At 56.5% G+C, this 17,860-nt stretch carries 16 protein-coding genes; 13 read left to right on the top strand and 3 right to left on the bottom strand.

Annotated features, from left to right (window positions below):
• The 11 genes from flgB (at position 1) to flgL (ending at position 9,898) form a co-directional block, all read left to right on the top strand.
• Complete coding sequence (gene flgB, locus WM46_RS08790; protein ID WP_042319669.1) at positions 1–417, top strand: flagellar basal body rod protein FlgB; 417 nt, start codon at positions 1–3, stop codon at positions 415–417.
• Positions 418–420: 3 nt separating this feature from the next.
• A complete protein-coding gene (gene flgC, locus WM46_RS08785) occupies positions 421–825 on the top strand; it encodes a flagellar basal body rod protein FlgC (protein WP_043001001.1) in 405 nt (134 codons plus the stop codon).
• A gap of 12 nt (positions 826–837) precedes the next feature.
• Positions 838–1,536, top strand: coding sequence for a flagellar hook assembly protein FlgD (gene flgD / locus WM46_RS08780; protein WP_061077165.1), 699 nt, complete (start codon positions 838–840; stop codon positions 1,534–1,536).
• Between the two features lie 25 nt (positions 1,537–1,561).
• Positions 1,562–2,842, top strand: a complete 1,281-nt coding sequence (gene flgE, locus WM46_RS08775) for a flagellar hook protein FlgE (RefSeq protein WP_102602030.1) — start codon at positions 1,562–1,564, stop codon at positions 2,840–2,842.
• Positions 2,843–2,862: 20 nt separating this feature from the next.
• Complete coding sequence (gene flgF / locus WM46_RS08770; RefSeq protein WP_044258017.1) at positions 2,863–3,618, top strand: flagellar basal-body rod protein FlgF; 756 nt, start codon at positions 2,863–2,865, stop codon at positions 3,616–3,618.
• 13 nt (positions 3,619–3,631) lie between these two features.
• Complete coding sequence (flgG, locus tag WM46_RS08765; protein ID WP_042319653.1) at positions 3,632–4,414, top strand: flagellar basal-body rod protein FlgG; 783 nt, start codon at positions 3,632–3,634, stop codon at positions 4,412–4,414.
• A gap of 57 nt (positions 4,415–4,471) precedes the next feature.
• Entirely contained in the window at positions 4,472–5,170 is a 699-nt protein-coding gene (gene flgH, locus WM46_RS08760) for a flagellar basal body L-ring protein FlgH (RefSeq protein ID WP_042319652.1), read from the top strand.
• A gap of 12 nt (positions 5,171–5,182) precedes the next feature.
• Positions 5,183–6,280: a flagellar basal body P-ring protein FlgI gene (locus tag WM46_RS08755; RefSeq protein ID WP_043000997.1), complete on the top strand. Its 1,098-nt coding sequence runs from the start codon at positions 5,183–5,185 to the stop codon at positions 6,278–6,280.
• Complete coding sequence (gene flgJ / locus WM46_RS08750; RefSeq protein ID WP_102602029.1) at positions 6,280–7,230, top strand: flagellar assembly peptidoglycan hydrolase FlgJ; 951 nt, start codon at positions 6,280–6,282, stop codon at positions 7,228–7,230. The genes WM46_RS08755 and flgJ overlap by 1 nt, the downstream gene beginning before the upstream one ends.
• 65 nt (positions 7,231–7,295) lie before the next feature.
• A complete protein-coding gene (flgK, locus tag WM46_RS08745) occupies positions 7,296–8,930 on the top strand; it encodes a flagellar hook-associated protein FlgK (protein ID WP_102602028.1) in 1,635 nt (544 codons plus the stop codon).
• A 14-nt stretch (positions 8,931–8,944) separates the two neighbouring features.
• A complete protein-coding gene (gene flgL, locus WM46_RS08740) occupies positions 8,945–9,898 on the top strand; it encodes a flagellar hook-associated protein FlgL (RefSeq protein ID WP_102602027.1) in 954 nt (317 codons plus the stop codon).
• Between the two features lie 83 nt (positions 9,899–9,981).
• Here the strand turns inward: flgL and WM46_RS08735 are convergent, their stop codons facing one another.
• Positions 9,982–11,175, bottom strand: coding sequence for an MFS transporter (locus WM46_RS08735; protein WP_102602026.1), 1,194 nt, complete (start codon positions 11,173–11,175; stop codon positions 9,982–9,984).
• Positions 11,176–11,285: 110 nt separating this feature from the next.
• Between WM46_RS08735 and WM46_RS08730 the strand changes: the two genes are divergently transcribed.
• Positions 11,286–12,221 (top strand): LysR family transcriptional regulator, encoded by a 936-nt coding sequence (locus tag WM46_RS08730; protein ID WP_102602025.1) that lies wholly within the window; start codon positions 11,286–11,288, stop codon positions 12,219–12,221.
• A 39-nt stretch (positions 12,222–12,260) separates the two neighbouring features.
• Here WM46_RS08730 and rne read toward each other — a convergent pair whose 3' ends face one another.
• Complete coding sequence (gene rne / locus WM46_RS08725; protein ID WP_102602024.1) at positions 12,261–15,572, bottom strand: ribonuclease E; 3,312 nt, start codon at positions 15,570–15,572, stop codon at positions 12,261–12,263.
• A gap of 572 nt (positions 15,573–16,144) precedes the next feature.
• On the opposite strand from rne, the gene rluC reads away from it, so the two are divergent.
• A complete protein-coding gene (gene rluC / locus WM46_RS08715) occupies positions 16,145–17,098 on the top strand; it encodes a 23S rRNA pseudouridine(955/2504/2580) synthase RluC (protein ID WP_054176598.1) in 954 nt (317 codons plus the stop codon).
• Positions 17,099–17,213: 115 nt separating this feature from the next.
• Here rluC and WM46_RS08710 read toward each other — a convergent pair whose 3' ends face one another.
• The gene (locus WM46_RS08710) at positions 17,214–17,798 is read right to left on the bottom strand and encodes a Maf family protein (RefSeq protein WP_061077176.1); all 585 of its coding nucleotides are present in this window, start codon (positions 17,796–17,798) and stop codon (positions 17,214–17,216) included.
• Between the last annotated feature and the right edge of the window lie 62 nt (positions 17,799–17,860).

Here is a 17,860-nt window from a genome sequence, read left to right as displayed (position 1 = left end):
ATGCTCGATAAGCTCGACGCCGCCTTACGTTTTCAACAGGAAGCGCTGAATCTTCGCGCCCAACGGCAAGAGGTGTTGGCCGCCAACATTGCGAACGCCGATACGCCGGGGTATCAGGCGCGCGACATGGATTTTGCCAGTGAGTTAAAAAAAGTCATGGTGCGTGGACGGCAAGAGACCAGCGGTGTGTCGCTGGCATTAACCTCCGCACAGCATATTCCCGCCCAGGCCATCACCGCGCCGTCTACGGATTTGCTCTACCGCATTCCCGATCAGCCTTCACTCGACGGCAATACCGTCGACATGGACCGGGAGCGCACGCAGTTTGCGGATAACAGCCTGAAGTACCAGATGAGCCTGACTGCCTTGAGTGGGCAGATTAAAGGCATGATGAACGTGCTACAGGGGGGGAACTAATCCGTGGCGCTGCTGAATATTTTTGATATTGCCGGTTCGGCATTAACGGCGCAGTCCAAGCGTCTGAACGTGGCCGCCAGTAACCTGGCCAACGCCGACAGCGTCACGGGACCGGATGGTCAACCGTATCGCGCAAAGCAGGTGGTCTTTCAGGTGGATGCGGCTCCCGGCGCAGTCACGGGGGGTGTGAAAGTGTCGGACGTTATTGAGAGCCAGGCGCCGGACAAGCTGGTCTATGAACCCGGTAACCCGCTGGCCGATGCCAATGGCTACGTGAAGATGCCTAACGTCGATGTGGTCGGTGAGATGGTTAATACCATGTCAGCCTCCCGCAGCTATCAGGCGAACGTCGAAGTCCTCAACACCGTTAAAAGCATGATGCTTAAGACGCTGACACTGGGTCAGTAAAAGGAGACAGTCATGTCAATTGCGGTAAACGTTAACGATCCGACAAACACCGGTGTGAAAAGCACCAGCAACGGGAGTTCCCTGTCGGGCAGCAATGCGGCCGATCTGCAAAGCAGCTTTCTGACGCTGCTGGTGGCGCAACTGAAAAACCAGGATCCGACTAACCCGATGCAGAACAACGAGCTGACCACACAGCTCGCGCAGATCAGCACCGTCAGCGGTATTGAGAAGCTGAACACCACCCTGGGGTCGATCTCCGGACAGATCGATAACAGCCAGTCATTACAGGCCAGCGCGCTGATTGGTCATGGCGTGATGATCCCGGGTACCACCATTCTGGCGGGCAAAGGCACCGAAGAGGGGGCCACCACCACCACCACGCCGTTTGGCGTTGAGCTGCAACAGCCGGCTGACAAAGTCACCGCCACCATTACCGACAAAGACGGCAAAGTGGTGCGCACGATTGAGATTGGCGCGCTGAAGGCGGGTGTCCATACCTTTACCTGGGACGGCACCCTGACCGATGGCACGACGGCGGAGAACGGCTCGTATAACGTGGCGATTCATGCCAGCAACGGCTCGACGCAACTGGTGGCGCAACCCTTGCAGTTTGCACTGGTACAAGGGGTGATTCGCAGCAGCAGCGGCAACACTCTGGATCTGGGCACCTACGGAACCACCACCCTCGACGAAGTACGGCAGATAATCTAAGCCTTCACACTAATCAGGAGTCATCATGGCTTTTTCACAAGCGGTTAGCGGTCTGAATGCCGCCGCCACCAACCTCGATGTCATTGGTAACAACATCGCCAACTCCGCGACCTATGGTTTTAAATCCGGTACGGCGTCTTTTGCGGATATGTTTGCTGGTTCAAAAGTCGGTCTGGGCGTAAAAGTCGCGGGCATCACTCAGGACTTTACTGATGGTACGACCACCAACACCGGTCGTGGTCTGGATGTCGCTATCAGCCAGAACGGTTTTTTCCGTCTGGTCGACAGCAATGGCTCGGTTTTCTACAGCCGTAACGGCCAGTTCAAACTGGATGAAAACCGTAACCTGGTCAACATGCAGGGCATGCAGCTGACCGGTTACCCGGCAACCGGCACGCCGCCGACCATTCAGCAAGGGGCAAACCCGGGTCCGATCACCATCCCGAATACCCTGATGGGGGCGAAAAGCACCGATACTGCCGCAATGCAGATCAACCTGAACTCAACGGACAAGGTTCCGGCGAATAAGCCCTTCGCACCAACCGACGCTGACAGCTACAACAAACGTGCGCCCGTAACAGTATTCGACAGCCAGGGTAACCAGCACGACATTAACCTGTATTACGTTAAGACTGGCGATAACACCTGGGACGTCTGGACTCAGGATTCCAGCGTCGCGAACGCACCGCTGGTGAGAGCCGCGCAGATGACTTTCGATAAGAACGGCTCGCTGGACAGCGTAAAGGGATATACCGAAGTTGCGCCTGTTCCACCTGCCACCGAATCAACCTGGACGCTTGGAGCGGCGAATGCCACGCCGTCATTTGAGATCACCACCGGTACAGTAAACGGTGCTGTCCCTGCGACCTTCACTCTCAGCCTGCAAAACTCCATGCAGCAAAACACCGGGACTAACGCCGTTATCGCCACCACGCAAAACGGTTATAAGCCGGGGGATCTGGTCAGCTATCAGATTAACGACGATGGCACCGTGGTCGGCAACTACTCCAACGAACAGAAACAGGTGCTGGGGCAGATCGTGCTGGCGAACTTCGCCAACAACGAAGGTCTGGCCTCTCAGGGCGATAACGTCTGGGCCGCCACGCAGGCGTCCGGTGTGGAACTGCTGGGGACGGCGGGGACCGGTAACTTCGGTAAGCTGACCAACGGCGCGCTGGAGTCTTCGAACGTGGATCTGAGTAAAGAATTGGTGAACATGATCGTCGCCCAGCGTAACTATCAGTCGAACGCGCAGACCATCAAGACCCAGGACCAGATCCTCAACACGCTGGTTAACCTGCGCTAAGCGCCTGACGGGACAACGTAATGGATCACGCAATCTATACCGCGATGGGGGCGGCCAGCCAGACGCTGAACCAACAGGCGGTGACGGCCAGCAACCTGGCCAACGCCTCGACGCCGGGATTTCGTGCACAGCTCAATGCGCTGCGCGCCGTCCCCGTCGAAGGGCTGTCATTGCCGACGCGTACGCTGGTCACCGCGTCCACGCCGGGGGCGGATATGACGCCTGGCCAGATGGATTACACCTCGCGTCCGCTGGACGTGGCGTTACAGCAGGATGGCTGGCTGGCGGTACAGACCGCGAACGGCAGCGAAGGCTATACCCGTAACGGCAGCATTCAGGTGGATCCGACCGGACAGTTGACCATTCAGGGGCACCCGGTGATTGGTGAAGCCGGGCCGATTGCGGTGCCGGAAGGGTCGGAAATCACCATTGCGGCGGACGGCACCATCTCCGCGCTGAATCCCGGCGATCCGGCGAACACCATCGCGCCGGTGGGACGTCTGAAGCTGGTGAAGGCCGAGGGGAACGAAGTGCAGCGTGGCGACGACGGGATGTTCCGTCTGACCGCTGCCGCACAGGCAACCCGTGGCCCGGTGCTGCAGGCCGATCCGACCATTCGCGTGATGTCGGGAGTACTGGAGGGGAGCAACGTCAATGCGGTGTCAGCGATGAGCGACATGATTGCCAGCGCCCGCCGTTTTGAAATGCAGATGAAGGTTATCAGCAGCGTGGATGACAACGCTGGTCGCGCTAACCAACTGCTGTCGATGACTTAATACAGGACACTTTATGATCAGTTCATTATGGATCGCCAAAACCGGCCTGGACGCGCAGCAAACCAACATGGATGTGATTGCCAATAACCTGGCAAACGTCAGCACCAATGGTTTTAAGCGTCAGCGCGCGGTGTTTGAAGATCTGCTTTATCAGACCATTCGTCAGCCTGGCGCTCAGTCTTCTGAGCAGACCACGCTGCCGTCCGGTCTGCAAATCGGTACCGGCGTGCGTCCGGTGGCGACCGAGCGTCTGCACAGCCAGGGCAACCTGTCGCAAACCAACAACAGTAAAGATGTCGCCATCAAAGGTCAGGGGTTCTTTCAGGTCCTGCTGCCGGATGGTACTTCTGCGTATACCCGTGATGGGTCATTCCAGGTCGATCAGAATGGTCAACTGGTGACCGCCGGCGGCTTCCAGGTTCAGCCAGCGATTACCATTCCGGCTAACGCCCTGAGCATCACCATCGGTCGTGATGGTGTGGTGAGCGTAACCCAACAGGGACAGGCGGCGCCCGTACAGGTGGGCCAACTTAATCTGACCACGTTCATGAATGATACCGGTCTGGAGAGTATTGGTGAAAACCTGTACACCGAGACCCAGTCTTCCGGCGCGCCGAATGAGAGCACGCCGGGTCTGAACGGGGCGGGCCTGTTGTACCAGGGCTATGTCGAGACCTCAAACGTCAACGTCGCGGAAGAACTGGTCAATATGATTCAGGTTCAACGCGCTTACGAAATCAACAGCAAAGCGGTCTCAACGACCGATCAGATGCTGCAAAAACTGACGCAACTCTAAGGTGTTGTCCGGTGAGGCTTCTGTCTCACCGGCACCCTGATTCAGAAGATAAAGGCAATGCAAAAAAACGCTGCGCACGCTTACCCGATCATGGCCCTGCTGGTGGTTTCACTGTCAGGATGTGCCTGGATTCCTTCCACTCCGCTCGTCCAGGGCGCGACCACGGCGCAGCCTGTTCCTGGCCCGACGCCGGTGGCAAATGGTTCGATTTTTCAGTCCGCGCAGCCCATCAACTATGGCTATCAGCCACTGTTTGAAGACCGTCGTCCGCGCAACATCGGCGATACGCTGACCATTGTGCTGCAGGAAAACGTCAGCGCCAGTAAAAGCTCTTCTGCCAACGCCAGTCGTGACGGTAAAACCAACTTTGGCTTTGATACCGTACCGCGCTATCTGCAAGGATTATTCGGCAATGCGCGAGCGGACGTCGAGGCTTCCGGTGGGAATACCTTTAACGGCAAGGGCGGGGCCAACGCCAGTAATACCTTTAGCGGCACGCTGACCGTGACCGTCGATCAGGTGCTGGTCAACGGCAATTTACATGTCGTGGGTGAAAAACAGATCGCCATCAACCAGGGTACTGAGTTCATCCGCTTCTCCGGGGTTGTGAATCCGCGCACCATCAGCGGCAGCAACTCCGTTCCGTCAACTCAGGTGGCGGATGCACGTATTGAATATGTCGGAAACGGCTACATCAACGAAGCGCAAAATATGGGCTGGCTCCAGCGTTTCTTCCTTAACCTGTCGCCGATGTAAGCGAGGTCTCCCATGTTGAAATCTGTAGTTGGACTGGTTCTGGTCCTCGTCGCCACGCTGGCGCATGCCGATCGTATCCGCGATCTGACCAGCGTGCAGGGCGTGCGCGAAAACTCGCTCATTGGCTACGGCCTGGTGGTGGGGCTGGACGGGACCGGTGACCAGACGACCCAGACACCATTTACCACCCAGACCCTGAACAACATGCTCTCGCAGTTGGGTATTACCGTGCCGACCGGGACGAACATGCAGTTGAAAAACGTCGCGGCGGTCATGGTAACCGCCTCCTTCCCGGCCTTTGGTCGTCAGGGACAAACCATCGACGTGGTGGTGTCTTCGCTGGGGAACGCGAAAAGTCTGCGTGGCGGGACGCTGCTGATGACGCCGTTGAAAGGGGTCGACAGCCAGGTGTATGCGCTGGCGCAGGGCAACATTTTGGTCGGCGGCGCCGGGGCGTCTGCGGGCGGCAGCAGCGTGCAGGTGAACCAGCTTAACGGCGGACGGATCACCAACGGAGCGACAATCGAGCGCGAGTTGCCCAGCCAGTTCGGCGCGGGTAACACGCTGAACCTGCAACTGAATAATGAAGACTTCACCATGGCGCAGCAGATTGCTGACACCATCAACCGGTCACGCGGCTTTGGCAGCGCCACCGCGCTGGATGCGCGCACGATTCAGGTTCGCGTACCGAGCGGCAACAGCTCTCAGGTTCGCTTCCTGGCGGATATTCAGAACATGGAGGTGAACGTGACGCCGCAGGATGCAAAAGTGGTGATCAACTCACGTACCGGTTCGGTGGTGATGAACCGCGAAGTCACGCTGGATAGCTGTGCCGTAGCGCAGGGGAATCTCTCCGTTACCGTTAACCGTCAGGCTAACGTCAGCCAGCCAGATACGCCGTTTGGCGGCGGTCAGACGGTGGTGACGCCGCAAACGCAAATCGATCTGCGCCAGAGCGGCGGTTCGCTGCAAAGCGTTCGTTCCAGCGCCAATCTGAACAACGTGGTCCGTGCGCTGAATGCGCTGGGGGCGACGCCGATGGATCTGATGTCAATTCTGCAGTCGATGCAGAGCGCCGGTTGCTTACGCGCGAAACTGGAAATCATCTGATGATTAGCGACAGCAAACTGATGGCCAGCGCCGCCTGGGATGCGCAATCGCTGAATGAACTGAAGGCGAAAGCGGGTCAGGATCCGGCGGCGAATATCCGCCCGGTGGCCCGCCAGGTGGAAGGAATGTTCGTCCAGATGATGCTGAAAAGCATGCGTGAAGCGCTGCCAAAAGATGGCGTCTTCAGCAGCGATCAGACGCGTCTGTATACCAGCATGTATGACCAGCAGATTGCGCAGCAGATGACCGCCGGTAAAGGTCTGGGGCTGGCGGAAATGATGGTCAAACAGATGACGCAGGGACAGGCGCAGCCCGCAGAAGAAACGCCGCAGGTGCCGATGAAGTTCCCGCTGGAAACGGTGACCAGCTACCAGAACCAGGCGCTGACGCAACTGGTGCGTAAAGCCATGCCGAAAACACCGGAGAGCAATGACGAACCGCTCTCCGGCGACAGTAAAGACTTCCTGGCGCAACTGTCGCTGCCGGCCCGTCTGGCCAGTGAGCAGAGCGGCGTGCCGCATCACCTGATTCTGGCGCAGGCGGCGCTGGAGTCCGGCTGGGGGCAGCGGCAGATCCGCCGGGAAAACGGCGAGCCGAGTTTCAACCTGTTTGGCGTGAAGGCCTCGGGTAACTGGAAAGGGCCGGTGACGGAAATCACCACGACCGAATATGAAAACGGCGAAGCGAAAAAGGTGAAGGCCAAATTCCGCGTGTACAGCTCGTACCTTGAAGCGCTGTCGGATTACGTCGGTCTGCTGACCCGCAATCCACGCTATGCGGCGGTGACCACGGCGGTTACCGCGGAACAGGGCGCGCAGGCATTGCAGAGCGCCGGCTATGCCACTGACCCGAACTATGCGCGTAAATTGACCAGCATGATCCAACAGCTGAAGTCGATGAGCGAGAAGGTGAACAACGCCTACAACACGAATCTCGACAATCTCTTCTAAATGGCTCAAGTCCCGTGACCTGCTGCCGATAATGATCTGTAACTGAAGGATTAAAAGGAACTTCCATGTCCAGCTTGATTAATAACGCCATGAGCGGGCTGAGCGCGGCTCAGGCGGCGCTGAATACTGCCAGTAACAACATTTCCAGCTATAACGTTGCGGGCTATACCCGTCAGACGACCATTATGGCGCAAGCCAATAGCACGCTGGGTGCCGGCGGTTGGGTGGGCAATGGTGTCTATGTTTCGGGTGTACAGCGCGAATATGATTCGTTCATCACCAATCAACTGCGCGCGGCGCAGAACCAGAGCAGCGGTCTGACGACCCGTTATGAGCAGATGTCCAAAATCGACAACCTGCTGGCCAGCAAAACCAGCTCTGTCTCCACGTCCATGCAGGATTTTTTCACCAGCCTGCAAACGCTGGTGAGTAACGCCGAAGACCCGGCGGCGCGCCAGACGCTGATTGGTAAAGCCAATGGACTGGTTAACCAGTTTAAAACGACCGACCAGTATCTGCGCGATCAGGACAAGCAGGTCAATATCGCGATTGGTTCCAGCGTCGATCAGATCAACAACTACAGTAAGCAGATTGCCAGTCTGAACGACCAGATCTCGCGTCTGACCGGCGTGGGTGCCGGGGCATCGCCAAATGACCTGCTTGATCAGCGCGACCAGTTGGTCAGCGAGCTGAACAAAATTGTCGGGGTGGAAGTCAGCATTCAGGACGGCGGCACCTATAACATCACCATGGCGAACGGCTATTCACTGGTGCAGGGAAGTAATGCCCGTCAGTTAGCGGCGGTCCCTTCGCAGGACGATCCTTCGCGTACCACTGTTGCCTATGTGGATTCCATCGCGGGCAATATCGAAATTCCGGAAAAATTGATCACGACCGGTTCGCTCGGCGGTCTGCTGACCTTCCGCTCTCAGGATCTGGATCAGACGCGCAATACGCTGGGACAACTGGCGCTGGCATTCGCTGACGCGTTTAACCAGCAGCACCGCGAGGGGTATGATGCGAACGGCAAAAATAATGTCGATTTCTTCAGTATCGGCGACCCGGCTGTGTATGGAAATAGCAAGAATACCGGTAGCATCAGCGCGACCGTTAAAACCGCCTCAGAGGTTCAGGCGACAGACTATAAAGTGGTTTATGACGGTGCGAAATGGCAGGTGACGCGTCTTGCGGATAACACCTCTTTTGAAGCGACCGAGGACGCGGGCAAACTGACCTTCGATGGCCTGGAGATTAGCATCGATGTTGGCCCTGCTAAAAATGACAGCTTTATCGTCAAGCCGGTCAGCGACGCCATCATCAATATGGGCGTTCTGGTGACTAACGAATCGCAAATTGCGATGGCGAAGGACGCAACGGCCGGTGAAAGCGACAACCGTAACGGTCAGGCGTTGCTGGATTTGCAAAAGGACAGCACAACGGTAGGTGGTTCAAAATCGTTTAACGACGCCTACGCCACGCTGGTAAGCAACGTGGGCAGCAAAACCGCCACGCTGAAAACCAGCAGCACCACCCAGGGCAATGTGGTGACGCAGCTGAGCAATCAGCAACAGTCCATTTCCGGCGTCAACCTTGACGAAGAGTATGGCAACCTGCAACGCTTCCAGCAGTATTACCTGGCCAACGCTCAGGTGTTGCAAACCGCCAACTCTCTGTTTGATGCACTGCTGAGTATTCGCTAAGGGAGCAGGAAACGATGCGTATCAGTACCCAAATGATGTACCAGCAGAACATGCGCGGTATCACCAATTCCCAGGCGGAATGGATGAAATACGGTGAGCAGATGTCGACGGGGAAGCGGGTAATTAATCCGTCTGACGATCCCATCGCCGCATCTCAGGCCGTGGTGTTGTCACAGGCGCAGGCAGAGAATAGCCAGTTCGCCCTGGCGCGAACTTTCGCCACGCAGAAGGTTTCGCTGGAAGAGAATGTGTTAAACCAGGTGACGACAGCGATACAAAGCGCGCAGGAAAAAATCATTAATGCGGTCAACGGTACCCTAAGTGATGATGATCGCGCTTCGCTGGCGACTGACTTACAGGGGATCCGCGATCAACTGATGAACCTGGCAAACAGCACTGACGGTAATAACCGTTACATCTTTGCGGGTTACAAAACCGACGCGGCACCGTTTTCGCAGGCTGACGGCACCTATAACGGCGGTACGGAGAGTATCACTCAGCAGGTGGATGCTTCTCGTACTATGGTGATTGGCCACACCGGCGACAAAATTTTCGACACCATCACCAGCAATTCTGTTCCTGAACCTAATAACGGGACCTCCGAAACCAGTCTTTTCAAAATGCTGGATTCAGCGATTGCCTCGCTAAAATCACCGGTCGGTGATGATGAGACGCTGAAAGCGGATGCTAAAGCTGTTATGGAAAAAACCAACCGTGGACTGAGAAACTCCCTGAATAACGTACTGAGCGTGCGTGCGGAGCTGGGGACACAGCTGAAGGAACTGCAGAGTCTGGACTCGCTGGGCACCGATCGCGCACTTGGGCAAACGCAGCAGATGAGTAATCTGGTGGATGTGGACTGGAACGCGGCCATTTCATCGTACGTCATGCAGCAGGCGGCGCTCCAGGCATCCTATAAAGCCTTCACCGATATGCAGGGGATGTCGCTGTTCCAGCTCAACCGCTAATACCGATTTGAAACATATCATGAAACTGGGTATGTTTTGTCTGCCCGCTCCATCTCACCCCGGAGCGGGCATTTTTTTGTCGGTTACACGCTAACCCGCAGATGAGCAGATGAACGCTTTCCCGCCAGTCTGATGACCAGCGCAATGGCGCCGCTAAGGGTGGCCAGCGTGACGACGCCTTGCCAGTTTGCCAGCGCATAGATCTGACTGCCGAGCACTGAGCCGAGCGCCATGCCGATAAAGACGACGCTGAACAACAGTGCGTTCAGACGGCCTCTGGCCTGCGGTTCGAGGCTATAGACCAGATTCTGGTGCGCCACCAGACTTGATTGCAGTCCCAGGTCAAAGCCGACGGCGGAGAGCGCAATCAGCAACCACTGACCGTGTACGGGCAAAACGGGTAACAGGAACATGAGCGCAAAAGAGACGGTCACCAGCAACGCCCCCAGTTGCGTCACTTTTTCTGCCCCTATCTTATCTGCCAGATGACCGGCCAACGGTGCGGCCAGCGCGCCGGCAGCCCCGGCGATACCAAATGCCCCCGCAGCGGCGCTACCCATCTGATAATGTCCGGCGAGCATGACGGCCAGCGTTGACCAGAACGCGCTGAATGCGACGGACAGAAACCCCTGAGCCAGGGCGGCACGACGCAGTGCCGGGTAGCGACGCCATAACTGCGCCAGGCTCACCATCAGCGCGGGATAACTCAGCGTGGAATGGGCAGCAAACGCGGGCAGGACTTTCCACAGCAACACGCCGACCAGCGCAATACTGAGCGCGGCGAGTTGATACATTTCCCGCCAGCCAAAGGCTTCTCCGACCAGACCACTCACGGTGCGTGACAACAAAATGCCCAGCAGCAGGCCGGTCATCACGGTCCCGACCGTTTTTCCCTGCTTACCTTCTGGGGCAAGTATTGCCGCCGCCGGGACGATATCCTGCGCCATCGTTGCCGCCATCCCCAGCAACAGGCTTACTGTCAGCAAAGAATGCACCTGGTCAGTGACGCTACAGGCCAGCAGCAGCAGGGCGAGCGCTGCACTTTTCATCAGAATGAGCCTCCGCCGGTCGTAACGGTCGCCGAGCGGCAATAAGAACAGGATACCAAGCGCATAGCCGGCCTGCGTTAACGTGGGCACCAGTCCCATGCCGGTGATGCTGAGTGCCAAATCGGCCCCCATTAGCGGTAACAACGGTTGAGCATAGTAGATGGCGGCGACGCTGAAGCCTGCGCCCAGCGCCAGAACAAAGATCAGCCAACGAGACGGGGTGTGCATTTCAAAATCCTCAATCACAGGTGTGAGGCTATTTTTCTCTGAACGGCGGTGGCCTGGTAGTCAGCGAAGTGGTAAAACCATTATACGTAAAGCGTATGAGCACCGGATAAATGAAAAAGAATGAGCGTATAGACAGGGTGGAACTGATGCGAACGTTTGTGCGCATCGTGGAGGCCGGATCGTTGTCAGCGGCCGCTCGTCAGTTGAACACGACCCAGGCGACAATCAGTCGGCGGTTGCAGTCGCTGGAGGCAATGCTGGGGGTGAAACTGGTCTTACGTACCACGCACGCCATGAAGCTTACGGACGACGGCGAGCGCGGATACCAGCACGCCAAACATATCATTGACGCCTGGCTGGCGTTAGAGGACGGACTCAACGTCACGGAAGATGAGCCCGTCGGGACATTGCGGGTGCGGGCTCCGCATGCTTTTGGTCAGCAGCAGCTCCTCACGCCGTTACTGAGCTTTTTAGCGCGCTATCCCAATCTGTCGGTGGAGTGGATGCTCAACGATAAAACGGTCGATTTTCTCAGCGACAATATCGACTGTGCGATCCGCGTTGGCGCAGAAGTCGATCCGGCAACGGTTTCTGTGCTGCTGGCGGAAGTCCCGCGTAGCGTGGTCGCGTCACCGGCGCTGCTGGCGCAATTTGCAACGATCGCGGTGCCAGAACAGCTATCGTCACTGCCCTGGATTGCCGTCAATACTTTCTACCAACACAACGTCTCGCTTAGCCATCAGCACAGTCGGGAACCGGTGACCTTTCCGATCACGCCGCGACTGAGCACCGACAGTATCTACGTAGCGCGCAATGCTGCGCTAGCGGGGTTAGGCGTGGTGGTGGTGTCAAGCTGGACGGTGACCGAGGATATCGCGCAAGGGCGACTCGTCGAGCTGGTTTCTGACTGGCAGGCCGCACCTTTGCCGGTGCACCTGGTCTATCCCTGGGCGCGTTATTATCCCACTCGCCTGCGAAAGTTTCTGGAATTGATGAAAAAGGTGATGCCGGAACTGGCGGGAATGCGCCGACCTGAAGGGGAATAAAAAAGCCGACCCTGAGGTCGGCTTTTTACGCTGTCGATTTTACTCGACAGGCTGAGGACGAGTCGGTCCAGCGGAGGCACTGTGTGACGCACTGTGACCACCTGCGGCGCCTTTGCCATCAAAGGCGAAAGCAGGGCGCTGCCAGTCACTGTGACGTGGCGCTTCCGGCACATATTCCGGTGCTGGCGCACGAGTCATCGGCGCAGCGGCGTGGCTGTGCTCAGCAACAGGTTCTGCCGCGACCGGTACTGCGACTTCTGCGACCTGTGCAACGACAACGGGTTCGGATACTGGTGCTGGCGTTGTTGGTGCTTCAACGATCACAGGCGCTTGAACCGGTTCTGCAACGATTTCAGGCTCTGCAACGATTTCAGGTTCTGCAACGATTTCAGGCTCTGCAACCACTTCAGGTTCAGCCGCAACCTCGTCAGGCGCTGCAGTCACTGTTTCAGGCTCTACCGTAACCACCTCTGGTGTCTCTTCAACGACCGGAGCGGTTTCCTGCATTTCAGCGACAGGCTCTGCCTGAGCGGCAACCTCTTCGGCGACCGGCACATCGGCGTCGGCAATCATCTGCGGCTCTTCAACCACCGGGGCGGCAATCACTTCCGGATGCGTCGTTTCAACCACAGCTTCAGCCTGAACCGGTGCTTCTGCTTTCGTTTCAACGACAGCTTCAACGACCGGTTCGACTGCGGCAACGGTTTCAACGGCGGCAGCTACGGCTTGCGGTTCGGTCACGACAGGCTGTACCTGTACCTGTTCGATTTCCTGAGCTTCTGGCTGCGCATCCTGAGGACGCGCTACCGGGTAGCGGATCCACACTTTGCCGGACGCCATTTCTGGCGAGGCGCAGGCAACTGTCAGCGGCATCGGCGACTGCAGCGGGTAACGTTCGTCACGATAACGACGACGACGCTGGCCGCTCACACGCAGATGACGTGGGGAACGACGGGAGCGACGCGGCATACCGGCGTTATCGCGTGCCTCACCGTTGTCATCCTGCTCTGGGGCCGCTTCTGTCACGACAGGCAGTGGCACTTTCACCAGCTCGGTGCTTTGCGTTGGTGCAGTCTGTGCTGCGATCGGTGCGACAACGCTCTCTTCTGCGGCGGCGGTTTCTACCACTTCCACTTCGGACGTATTGCTGCTGTAGCGGACTTTCTGGTTCAACTGACGCTGTTTACGGCGTGGTTGAGCCTGACGAACGCGCTCTTCCTGTTCGGTTTCCGGGGTCTGCTGCTCGTCAAGATTCAGCGCTTTTACTTCTTGCTGCGCCTGACGTTTGTCTTCGCTGCGACGGCGGTTACGTTCGCGACGTGGCTGCTGCTGTTCATCACCAGACTTCGCTTTATCCGCTACGTCGGTCGATTGCTGACGGTTATCACGGTTTTCGGCATTCTGCTGCGCATTGCGGCGGTTACGGCGATTCTCGTCGCGGTTCTCGCCATTCTCTGAACGTTCGCCACGGTTATCACGGTTGTCACGACGTTCGCTGCGATCGTTACGGTCACGGCGGTTGTTCTGACGTTTACGGCGATCCTGCTGACGCTCCGGCTTTTCTGCGGCTTTTGGCGCAGGCTGCTCGGCAGGTTTCACTTCTTCACTACCGCTGAACAGCGATTTCAGTGCGCCAAAGAAACGGCTCAACAGACCCGGCTCTGCCGGAGCGGCTGGCGCAACGGCGGCTTTCGGCGCAGCGGCTTTCACTGGCGGTTCGGCAGGCGTTGGCGCAGGCGGAACTTCTGGCATCGCGAAGGTAGCAAGCGCTGGCTGCTCAGGACGTTTACGCTCGGCGAACTCTTCTTCAGACGGCAACGCCATTGCTTCTTCATGCAGCTTCGGCAGCATGTAGCTCAGGGTCGGCGTCTCTTCACCTTTGCGTACGCGCAGTACGGAGTAGTGAGGCGTTTCCATTTGATCGTTAGGTACGATCACGCAGCGCACGCCATCCTGACGGGTTTCAATCGCATTAACGGCTGTACGTTTTTCGTTGAGCAGATAGGAGGCAATCGGCACAGGTACAATCGCGTGGACTTCCTGCGTATTCTCTTTCAGCGCTTCTTCTTCAATCAGACGCAGAATAGACAGGGACAGCGACTCGTTATCACGCACGGTGCCGGTACCGCTACAGCGCGGGCAGACGTGATGGCTGGACTCGCCCAGCGACGGGCTCAGGCGCTGACGGGACATTTCCAGCAGGCCGAAGCGTGAAATATGGCTGATCTGGATACGTGCACGATCCTGACGGACCGCTTCACGCAGACGGTTTTCCACCGCACGCTGATGGCGTACCGGGGTCATATCGATGAAGTCGATAACGATCAGGCCGCCGAGGTCGCGCAGGCGCAACTGACGGGCGATCTCATCGGCCGCTTCCAGGTTGGTGTTAAACGCGGTTTCTTCGATATCGCCGCCGCGGGTTGCGCGAGCGGAGTTGATGTCGATGGCGGTTAACGCTTCGGTGCTGTCGATAACGATAGAGCCGCCGGAAGGCAGACGCACTTCACGCTGGAAGGCGGATTCAATCTGCGACTCGATCTGATAGTGGCTGAACAGCGGGATTTCACCGGTGTAGAGCTTGATTTTGCTGCTGAAATCCGGACGACCCAATGCCGCGATATGCTGGCGCGCCAGTTCGAGCACTTTCGGGTTATCGATAAGGATTTCACCGATATCCTGACGCAGATAGTCGCGGAAGGCGCGAACAATCACGTTGCTCTCCTGATGGATCAGGAACGGAGCAGGGCGGCTTTCAGCGGCTTTCTGAATGGCTTCCCAGTGTTTCAACCGGAAGCTTAAGTCCCACTGCAGCGCTTCGGCAGATTTGCCTACGCCCGCAGTACGTACAATAAGGCCCATGCCATCAGGCAGTTCAAGGCTTGCCAGCGCTTCTTTCAGCTCGGTACGGTCGTCGCCTTCGATGCGACGAGAAATACCGCCCGCACGCGGGTTGTTTGGCATCAGAACCAGATAACTGCCCGCCAGGCTGATAAAAGTGGTCAGCGCAGCGCCTTTGTTGCCGCGTTCTTCTTTATCAATCTGAACAATAACTTCCTGGCCTTCGCGCAGCACATCTTTGATGTTTGGACGACCATGAGCGTTGTAATTGGCGGGGAAATATTCGCGGGCAATTTCTTTTAACGGGAGGAAACCGTGACGTTCAGCGCCGTAATCAACAAAAGCGGCTTCCAGACTCGGTTCAATACGGGTGATTTTGCCTTTATAGATGTTCGCTTTTTTCTGTTCATGTCCAGGACTTTCAATATCCAGGTCGTACAGACGCTGCCCATCTACAAGGGCAACACGCAACTCTTCCTGCTGAGTTGCGTTGATTAACATTCTTTTCATCGTAACTTACTCATTATTCTTACATTGACGACTAAGCTGCGGGCAGAGTATTGCCTTTCCGGGTGTGAACCGATGGCCTCGTGTCTATTCGCGTCGCCAACCTCACGGTTATCGTCAGCTCAAAGAGGCGCAGAGTGTCGGTTGCCTGCATTTCATACGGAAACGCAGCGCAATTATCAGGGGAACCGCCTGGGTATTACTCTCCAGAGAAGATCCGATCTACCGGTAAGGACTGCAACCCGCAGCCCGCTAACTGTCTGAAAGATCAATACGTCTTACGCCATTGCTGCGTGGATGATCGTCCGGACAAAATGGGTCTTTCCGTAAAATTCCTTGTTTTAACAAGATTCAGCACGGAAGCGGTGACATTATTCCACTGCTAACCTTGTTATAGCAAGATGACTTTTACCATTTATCACCCGCTTACTCACAGTTTTTTCACTTATGCGCGGTGATTGGTTTAATAACCACCAAATCAATCATGAAGCACGTGAGTGACGACGGATAAAGATAAATATAAGCATAGAAAAATGAGTGGCGCTAATCCTTATGGCTATTTAGAATCGGCCCCCATGAAAACAGAGACTCCATCCGTAAGAATTGTTGCTATTACTGCTGACGAAGCGGGGCAACGCATTGATAACTTTTTGCGCACGCAGCTCAAAGGCGTGCCGAAAAGTATGATTTATCGCATTTTGCGTAAAGGCGAAGTGCGGGTGAATAAAAAACGCATCAAACCCGAATACAAACTGGAAGCGGGTGATGAAGTGCGCATTCCGCCTGTACGCGTGGCGGAACGTGAAGAAGAGGCCGTTTCACCGCATCTGCAAAAAGTGGCGGCGCTGGCGGACGTTATCCTTTATGAAGACGACCATATCCTGGTGCTGAATAAACCGTCGGGAACCGCTGTGCATGGCGGCAGCGGGTTAAGCTTTGGCGTGATTGAAGGGTTGCGTGCGCTACGTCCTGAAGCGCGTTTTCTTGAGTTGGTACACCGTCTTGACCGCGATACGTCTGGCGTGCTGTTGGTCGCGAAGAAGCGTTCAGCATTGCGTTCGCTGCATGAGCAGCTGCGCGAAAAGGGGATGCAGAAAGATTATCTCGCCCTGGTGCGCGGTCAATGGCAGTCGCATGTCAAAACGGTACAGGCGCCGTTATTGAAGAACATCCTGCAAAGCGGTGAGCGTATTGTACGGGTGAATCAGGAAGGCAAACCGTCGGAAACGCGTTTTAAGGTGGAAGAACGTTACGCGTTCGCCACGCTGGTCCGCTGTAGCCCGGTGACCGGTCGTACACACCAGATTCGCGTGCACACCCAGTACGCGGGTCATCCTATTGCTTTTGACGATCGCTACGGCGACCGCGAGTTCGATAAGCAACTGGCGGGAACGGGATTGTCGCGTCTGTTTCTGCATGCGGCCGCATTGAAGTTTACTCATCCGGGAACGGGTGAGGTGCTGCGCATCGAAGCGCCGATGGACGATCAACTAAAGCGCTGTTTACAGGTGTTGCGTAAGCCGGCCTGATGCGCGTTGCTCTCTTATTGCGCTAAACTTGCCGGACAGGACGTTTACGTCGCCATCCGGCAGGTTTATACCTGATGATGTTGCGCTTATCAGGCTTACTGGATAGCGCACTTAATCAGGTTTTCAGCGGGTTCATCTCTTCCCGGCGTAGCATCTGGCACAATGCGATCAGCGGTAAACCAATCAACGTGTTCGGATCGCGCCCCTCTAAGCGCTCAAAGAGCGCAATTCCCAGACCTTCGCTTTTAAAACTCCCTGCGCAGTGCAGCGGGCGTTCTTTACGCACATAATCTTCAATTTCCGTTTCACTGAGATGGCGGAAGTGAACGTCAAAGGGCTCCACTTCGGTCTGTAAATGTCCCGTCGCGGAGTTATACAGCGCCAGACCGGTATAGAACGTAATGATATTGCCGCTGGCTTTGGCTAACTGCTGGCAGGCTTTCTCTTCTGTTAAAGGCTTACCGGCGATTTCGCCATCCAGTACACACACCTGATCGGAACCAATAATAAGGTGTGACGGAAAGCGGTGAGCCAGCGATTGCGCTTTCTCTTGCGCCAGTCGATTGACTAAGTGGCGAGGACTCTCTCCAGGCATCGGCGTTTCGTCTACCTCAGGGGCCGCGCATTCAAAGGGCATCGCCAGTTTTTCCAGCAGGGCGCGGCGCCAGGGAGATGTGGAGGCAAGAATGAGATTAGGCATATTTTTTCCACCAGATATAGCGTATTGATGAGAGCCATTTTAAACTATGCTCTTCGTCCTTC

The sequence above is a fragment of the Citrobacter freundii complex sp. CFNIH2 genome (genome assembly GCF_002880615.1).
Classification (GTDB): domain Bacteria; phylum Pseudomonadota; class Gammaproteobacteria; order Enterobacterales; family Enterobacteriaceae; genus Citrobacter_A; species Citrobacter_A amalonaticus_F.
Note: the sequence above shows the minus strand (reverse complement) of the source record. Positions and strands in the feature narration are given on the sequence as shown.

Coding starts and splice junctions, on each gene's coding strand:
- flgB (WP_042319669.1), top strand. CDS start 1: ATGCTCGATAAGCTCGACGCCGCCTTACGTTTTCAACAGGAAGCGCTG.
- flgD (WP_061077165.1), top strand. CDS start 838: ATGTCAATTGCGGTAAACGTTAACGATCCGACAAACACCGGTGTGAAA.
- flgE (WP_102602030.1), top strand. CDS start 1,562: ATGGCTTTTTCACAAGCGGTTAGCGGTCTGAATGCCGCCGCCACCAAC.
- flgF (WP_044258017.1), top strand. CDS start 2,863: ATGGATCACGCAATCTATACCGCGATGGGGGCGGCCAGCCAGACGCTG.
- flgG (WP_042319653.1), top strand. CDS start 3,632: ATGATCAGTTCATTATGGATCGCCAAAACCGGCCTGGACGCGCAGCAA.
- flgH (WP_042319652.1), top strand. CDS start 4,472: ATGCAAAAAAACGCTGCGCACGCTTACCCGATCATGGCCCTGCTGGTG.
- WM46_RS08755 (WP_043000997.1), top strand. CDS start 5,183: ATGTTGAAATCTGTAGTTGGACTGGTTCTGGTCCTCGTCGCCACGCTG.
- flgJ (WP_102602029.1), top strand. CDS start 6,280: ATGATTAGCGACAGCAAACTGATGGCCAGCGCCGCCTGGGATGCGCAA.
- flgK (WP_102602028.1), top strand. CDS start 7,296: ATGTCCAGCTTGATTAATAACGCCATGAGCGGGCTGAGCGCGGCTCAG.
- flgL (WP_102602027.1), top strand. CDS start 8,945: ATGCGTATCAGTACCCAAATGATGTACCAGCAGAACATGCGCGGTATC.
- WM46_RS08735 (WP_102602026.1), bottom strand. CDS start 11,175: ATGCACACCCCGTCTCGTTGGCTGATCTTTGTTCTGGCGCTGGGCGCA.
- WM46_RS08730 (WP_102602025.1), top strand. CDS start 11,286: ATGAAAAAGAATGAGCGTATAGACAGGGTGGAACTGATGCGAACGTTT.
- rne (WP_102602024.1), bottom strand. CDS start 15,572: ATGAAAAGAATGTTAATCAACGCAACTCAGCAGGAAGAGTTGCGTGTT.
- rluC (WP_054176598.1), top strand. CDS start 16,145: ATGAAAACAGAGACTCCATCCGTAAGAATTGTTGCTATTACTGCTGAC.
- WM46_RS08710 (WP_061077176.1), bottom strand. CDS start 17,798: ATGCCTAATCTCATTCTTGCCTCCACATCTCCCTGGCGCCGCGCCCTG.